The organism is Rhodococcus sp. ENV425 (assembly GCF_002887785.1).
Classification (GTDB): Bacteria; Actinomycetota; Actinomycetes; order Mycobacteriales; family Mycobacteriaceae; genus Rhodococcus; species Rhodococcus aetherivorans.
The window spans coordinates 4,200-10,818 of record NZ_PCZU01000202.1 but is presented as its reverse complement, the minus strand read 5'-3'; the positions used below and the strand labels follow the sequence as shown (position 1 = coordinate 10,818).

5 protein-coding genes are annotated in these 6,619 nt (G+C 72.3%); 4 read left to right on the top strand and 1 reads right to left on the bottom strand.

Annotation, left to right across the window (positions count from 1 at the left end):
• Positions 1-74: 74 nt before the first annotated feature.
• The 4 genes from aroC to thrS all read left to right on the top strand — a co-directional run bounded on the left by aroC (position 75) and on the right by thrS (position 4,602).
• Positions 75-1,262, top strand: a complete 1,188-nt coding sequence (aroC, locus tag CQZ88_RS16785; RefSeq protein ID WP_102800061.1) for a chorismate synthase — start codon at positions 75-77, stop codon at positions 1,260-1,262.
• Between the two features lie 4 nt (positions 1,263-1,266).
• The gene (locus tag CQZ88_RS16780) at positions 1,267-1,851 is read left to right on the top strand and encodes a shikimate kinase (protein WP_006947003.1); all 585 of its coding nucleotides are present in this window, start codon (positions 1,267-1,269) and stop codon (positions 1,849-1,851) included.
• The gene (gene aroB, locus CQZ88_RS16775; RefSeq protein WP_006947002.1) at positions 1,848-2,957 is read left to right on the top strand and encodes a 3-dehydroquinate synthase; all 1,110 of its coding nucleotides are present in this window, start codon (positions 1,848-1,850) and stop codon (positions 2,955-2,957) included. Before CQZ88_RS16780 ends, aroB begins: the two co-directional genes overlap by 4 nt.
• Positions 2,958-3,372: 415 nt before the next feature.
• Complete coding sequence (gene thrS, locus CQZ88_RS16770) at positions 3,373-4,602, top strand: threonine--tRNA ligase (RefSeq protein ID WP_255326728.1); 1,230 nt, start codon at positions 3,373-3,375, stop codon at positions 4,600-4,602.
• A gap of 45 nt (positions 4,603-4,647) precedes the next feature.
• On the opposite strand, the gene CQZ88_RS16765 is transcribed toward thrS, so the two are convergent.
• Positions 4,648-6,609: a cation-translocating P-type ATPase gene (locus CQZ88_RS16765; RefSeq protein WP_102800063.1), complete on the bottom strand. Its 1,962-nt coding sequence runs from the start codon at positions 6,607-6,609 to the stop codon at positions 4,648-4,650.
• Positions 6,610-6,619 lie beyond the last annotated feature (10 nt).

The window sequence follows — 6,619 nt, the reverse complement described above, 5'->3', positions numbered from 1 at the left end:
GTCGCCGCGGTCCTGGCGGCGGGTTGACCGGGGCGGCGTCCTGCCGGTGGCGGTGCACGTGGAAGGATGGGATTGTGCTGCGCTGGATAACTGCTGGAGAGTCCCATGGTCCCGCCCTCGTCGCGATGCTCGAGGGGATGGTCGCCGGTGTCGAGGTGACGTCGAGCGACATCTCGGAGCAGCTGGCGCGGCGCCGCCTCGGCTACGGCCGCGGCGCGCGCATGAAATTCGAGGCCGACAAGGTCACCATCCTCGGCGGCGTCCGGCACGGCCACACCCTCGGCGGCCCGGTGGCCATCGAGATCGGCAACACCGAGTGGCCCAAGTGGGAGACCATCATGTCCGCCGACCCGGTGGACGCCGAACTGCTCACCGGGCAGGCCCGCAACGCGCCGCTGACCCGTCCGCGACCCGGCCACGCCGACTACTCCGGCATGCTCAAGTACGGCTTCGACGACGCCCGGCCCGTCCTCGAGCGCGCCAGCGCCCGGGAGACTGCGGCCCGCGTCGCCGCCGGCACCGTGGCCCGCAACTTCCTGCGCCAGGTGTTCGGCGCCGAGGTCGTCTCGCATGTGATCTCCATCGGCGCGTCCGAACCCTACGTGGGGGTGGAGCCGACCGGCGCCGACCTCGCCGCCATCGACGCCAGCCCGGTGCGGGCCTTCGACAAGTCGGCCGAGGAGTCGATGATCGCCGAGATCGAGGCCGCCAAGCGCGACGGTGACACCCTCGGCGGTGTCGTCGAGGTCGTGGTGCACGGCTTGCCCGTCGGTCTCGGCTCGTTCATCAGCGGTGCCGACCGGCTCGACGCCCGGCTCGCCGCGGCCCTCATGGGCATCCAGGCCATCAAGGGCGTCGAGGTCGGCGACGGCTTCGAGACCGCCCGCCGCCGCGGCAGCGTCGCCCACGACGAGATGCGGCCCGGCCCCGACGGCGTGCTCCGCTCGACCAACCGGGCCGGCGGCCTCGAGGGCGGCATGACCAACGGCGAGGCGCTGCGGGTGCGGGCCGCGATGAAGCCCATCTCCACGGTGCCGCGCGCCCTCGCCACCGTCGACATGTCGTCCGGCGAGGAGGCCGTCGCGATCCACCAGCGCTCCGACGTGTGCGCCGTGCCCGCGGCCGGCGTCGTGGCCGAGGCGATGGTGGCGCTCGTCGTGGCGCAGGCCGCGCTCGAGAAGTTCGGGGGCGACTCGATCGACGAGACCCGCACCAACGTCCGCAACTACCTCGAGGCCGTCGCGGCCCGGGTGCCACGGTGACGACATGACGCCACGCGCAGTTCTGATCGGGCCGCCCGGGGCCGGCAAGTCGACCATCGGCCGCCGGCTCGCCCAAGCCCTCGACCTGCCGTTGCTCGATACCGACGCCGAGATCGAGCGCACCACCGGGCGCACGATCCCGGACATCTTCGGCACCGACGGCGAACCGGCGTTCCGGCGGATCGAGGAAGAGGTGGTGGCCGACGCGCTCGCCCGTCACGACGGGATCGTCTCGCTCGGCGGCGGCGCGATCCTGTCCGAGCGCACCCGCGCCCTGCTCGAGGGGAGGACGGTGATCTACCTCGAGATCAGCGTCGCCGAGGGCCTGCGCCGCACCGGGACCAACACCACGCGGCCGCTGCTCGCCGGGGCGGATCCCGCGGCGAAGTACCGGGAGCTGATGCGCCGGCGCCGCCCGCTGTACCGGCAGGCGGCCACCATCCGGGTGCGCACCGACGGGCGCAGCCCCGGCCGCGTGGTGCAGCAGGTCCTTGCCAAACTGGAGGCGCAGACGGATCTGGCCGCCACCGGTGCCCACCCGTCCGCTGCCAGCGGGACCAGTACAGAGAATCGGAGCAATCAACCGTGACCGAACCGGTACGCGTCGACGTCCAGACGGCCCAGCCCTACCCGGTGATCATCGGCCGAGGCCTGCTCGGTGAGCTCGTCGACGAACTCACCGGCACCCGCACCGTCGCGATCCTGCACCAGCCGCCGCTCGCGGAGACCGCCGAGGCGGTGCGCACCGCGTTGGCGGAGAAGGGGATCGACGCCCACCGGGTCGAGATCCCCGACGCCGAAGACGGCAAGGACCTCGCCGTCGCGGGATTCTGCTGGGAGGTGCTCGGGCGCATCGGGTTGACCCGCAGCGACGCGATCGTCAGCCTCGGCGGGGGAGCGGCCACCGACCTGGCCGGGTTCGTCGCCGCGACGTGGATGCGCGGGGTGCGGATCGTGCACGTGCCCACCACGCTGCTCGCGATGGTCGATGCCGCGGTCGGCGGCAAGACCGGCATCAACACCGACGCCGGCAAGAACCTCGTCGGCGCCTTCCACGAGCCGTCCGCGGTGCTCGTCGATCTCGCGACCCTCGAGACGGTGCCGCGCAACGAGATCGTCGCCGGCCTCGCCGAGGTCGTCAAGACCGGCTTCATCGCCGACCCGAAGATCCTCGAGCTGATCGAGGCCGACCCGGAGGCCGCGCTCGACCCGGCGGGAACGGTGCTGCCCGAACTGATCCGACGCTCGATCGAGGTCAAGGCGAAGGTCGTCGCCGCGGACCTCAAGGAGTCGAGCCTGCGCGAGATCCTCAACTACGGGCACACCCTCGGGCACGCCATCGAACGGCGCGAACGCTACCGGTGGCGTCACGGCGCCGCTGTCGCCGTCGGCCTGGTCTTTGCCGCCGAGCTGGGCCGCCTCGCGGGGCGCCTGGACGACGCCACCGCCGACCGGCACCGCAGCATCCTCGAGCTCGTCGGGCTGCCCACGACCTACGACGCCGACGCCTTCCCGCAGCTGCTCGAGGGCATGCAGTCCGACAAGAAGAACCGCGCGGGCATGCTCCGGTTCGTCGTCCTCGACGGCCTCGCCAAGCCCGGCAGGCTCGAGGGACCGGATCCGTCGCTGCTCGCGGCGGCGTACTCGGCCGTCGCGCGGGAGGGGACCGCCGACCCGGGCACCGTGCTCCTGTGATCCGCTGAGCCCCCTCGACGGGCCGGCGCACCGAAGGGTGCGCCGGCCCGTTCCATTTTTCCGGGATCCCTCGGCTTACTCGGCCAGAGGTAATTCGAACCGGACGGAATCAAAGAATTTTCCGAATCGAAGGTCGCGGCCCCACCGGACGGCCGACCGCAGCCACGGAAATGAAAGACTTTTCGCCGCAACGTGTTCGGATTCGCCCTCGGCTCTTCGTTGATTTCCGGGTGGTACCGGCCGTACGATTCCCGTCATGATGAACGCTCAGCAGGTCACGACGACGCCGGATGCCTTCCGGCGCCGCGTCGCTCACTGCTGACCCACCACGCGAGCCCCGGGAGTCGACGTCCCGGGGCTTTCGTCGTGTTCGGGCACGTCGCTTCCTCTCGCCGACACGAGAGTCGAGGAACGGATCATGAACGGTGCAGATCACCGAGTGCTCGGTCGCGAACTCGAAATGTTCGCCACCGCACCGATAGTGGGTGCGGGCCTTCCGCTGTGGCTGCCGGACGGTGCGGTGATCCGTGCCGAACTCGAGGCCTTCGCCGCCGAGGTGGCGGCCGAAACCGGCTGTCGCCGCGTCTACACCCCGGTGCTCGCCAAGAAGGAATTGTTCGTCCGGTCCGGCCACTGGTCCAAATTCGCCGACGACATGTTCCCCGAGATGCGGGTCGGAGGCGAGAGTTTCGTTCTCCGGCCCGCCAATTGCCCCCACCACGCCCAGATCTTCGCCTCGCGGGGCCGCAGCTACCGCGACCTGCCGATCCGCCTGTCGGAGCTGGGATCGATGTTCCGCAGCGAACTGTCCGGCGTGCTCGCCGGCCTGAGCCGGGTCCGGCAGATCAGTCTCGACGACGCGCACGTGTTCTGCGCGCCCGAACAGGTCGGCGCGGAGGTGGAACTCGCGCTGAGTGCGATCGAGCGCTGCTACGGGGTCCTCGGGCTCGACGACCGGCGTTACCGCCTGTCCCTGGGTGACGCCGGCGGGCGGTATCTCGGCACCGGCGAGCAGTGGGCGCACGCCCAGGATCAACTGCGCGGAGCGCTCGAACGGCGCGGGCTGGACTTCTTCGAGGCCGAAGGGGAGGCCGCGTTCTACGGTCCGAAGATCGACATCCAGGTCGCCGGCGCGCACGGGCGCGAGGAGACCGTGTCCACCGTCCAGCTCGACTTCACTCAGCCCGAGCGCTTCGGCCTCGAATACACCGGCGAGGACGGGCGCAGGCATCGGCCCGCGATGATCCACCGGGGTGTGCTCGGGTCGATGGAGCGGCTGATCGCGATGCTCGTCGAACGCTTCGAAGGGCGCATGCCGCCCTGGCTGTCGCCCCGCCAGGTGGCGGTCCTGCCCGTCGGGGACGGCCACGGCGACGGGGCCGGCAGGCTGCGGGACAGGTTGGTGGCCGAGGGGATTCGCGTCGACGTGCTCGCCGGGGGTTCGTTGGGCAGCCGTATCCGGGCCGCGCGCCTGCACCGCGACCCGTACATCGCGATCGTCGGCGACGAGGAACTCGCGGACGAGACCGTCAGCGCACTGGTGCCGCAGTCGGGGCAGCGGGCGTGCCTCGGGCGCGAGCAGTTCGTGCAACGGGTGCGGGCCGACGTCCGGGGCCGGGTCCTGCGTCCGTCCGCGCTGCCGTGAACGCCCCCTCGTGGACGCCGGCCGAGGGGGAGCCGGCGTCTCGGGTCATGACCGGGTTCCGGCGATCGGCTCGGCCGCCGTCGGCGCTGGTCGTGCCGTCGCAGTCGGGCTCCGCGCGCGCCCGGCCCGGACTCCGTTGGCGATCACGACGATCTCGGCGACCTCGTGGACGAGGACGACCGCGGCCAGGCCGAGGACTCCGAACAGGGCGAGTGGCATCAGAACGGTGATGATCGCCAGGGACAGTCCGACGTTCTGCAGCATGATCGTCCGCGACCGTCGAGCGTGGCGGAGCGCTCGGGGCAGGTGCCGCAGGTCCTCGCCCATCAGGGCGACGTCGGCGGTGTCGATGGCGACGTCGGAGCCCATCGCGCCCATCGCGATGCCGAGGTCGGCGGCCGCGAGCGCAGGGGCGTCGTTGACCCCGTCGCCGACCATCGCGGTCGGCCGTGTGGCGCGCAGGGTCTCGACGAGACGGGCCTTGTCCTCGGGCCGCAGGTCGGCGTGCACCTCGTCGATACCGGCGTCGGCGGCCAGGGCTCGGGCGGTGCGGTCGTGGTCGCCGGTGAGCATCGCGACGGTGTAGCCGTCACGGCGCAGCCCGGCGACCACCTCGCGCGCTTCCGGGCGGAGCTCGTCGCGGACGGCGACCGCCCCGATCGCGGCGCCTTCGCGTTCGACGAGGACCGCGGTGGCCCCGGCGTGCTGCATCCGCTCGATGTCCGCGGCGAGCGGACCGGGGTCGATCCAGCCGGGCCGGCCCAGCCGGACGGGAGCGCCGGCGATGCGGCCGGTCAGGCCGGCACCGGGGACCGCGTCCACCTGTTCGGCCGGCACGTAGTCGTCGACGGCGGCGAGAATCGCCGGGGCGAGGGGGTGTTCGCTGCGGGCCTCCAGAGCGGCGGCCACGGCGAGAACGTCGTGGGGGGTCGTTCCCTCCGCGGTGGCGACGTCGAGCACGGCGGGCCGGTTCCGGGTGAGGGTGCCGGTCTTGTCCAACGCGATGCCGCGGATGCGGCCGAGAGCCTCGAGGGCTGCGCCGCCCTTGACCAGGACGCCGAACCTGGATGCGGCGCCGACCGCGGCGACGACCGTGACCGGGATCGCGATCGCCAGCGCGCACGGCGACGCGGCGACCAGCACCACCAGGGCGCGTTCGATCCACACGCGCGGATCCCCGGCCAGGCTGCCGACGACGGCGATGGCCGCGGCCGCGACCATCACGGCCGGGACGAGTGGGGTGGCGATCCTGTCGGCCAGGCGTTGCGCGTCGCCCTTGCGGGACTGCTCGGCCTCGACGATCCGCACGATCCTGGCCAGCGAGTTGTCCTGCGCGCCGGCGGCGACCTCGACCTCGAGGACACCGGTGCCGTTGATCGACCCGGCGAACACCTCGTCGCCCGGACCGGCCTCGACGGGCATCGATTCCCCGGTGACGGCGGAGGTGTCCAGGGCGGTGCGCCCGGATCGGACGATCCCGTCGGTGGCGATCCGCTCCCCGGGTTTGACGATCATGACCTCGCCGAGCGCGAGGTCGGCAGGCGGAACGGTCTGCTCGCGACCGTCGCGCAGCACCGTGGCGGTGTCCGGGACCAGGGACAGCAGTGCGCGCAGGCCGCGGCGGGTGCGGGTGACGGCGTACTCCTCGAGTCCCTCGCTGATCGCGAACAGGAACGCGAGCATCGCGGCCTCGCCGACCTCACCGAGCAGCACCGCGCCGAGGGCCGCGATCGTCATCAGGGTCCCGACGCCGATCCCGCCCCTGGCCAGGCGTTCGAGCGTGGCGGGGACGAAGGTGTAGCCGGCGACGATCAAGGCCACCGCCTCGAGTCCCACACCGAGAGCGTCGGGTCCGCCGCCGACACGGACGATCAGGGCCGCCACCAGCAGGACGCCCGCGGCGGCGGCCGACCGGATCTCCGTGATCTGCCACAACTTCTCGGGCGCGTGCTCGTCCTCGCCGGGGAGGCGGGGTTCGGCGTGGCCGCAACCGCAGGCGTCGCTCACGACGCGCTCC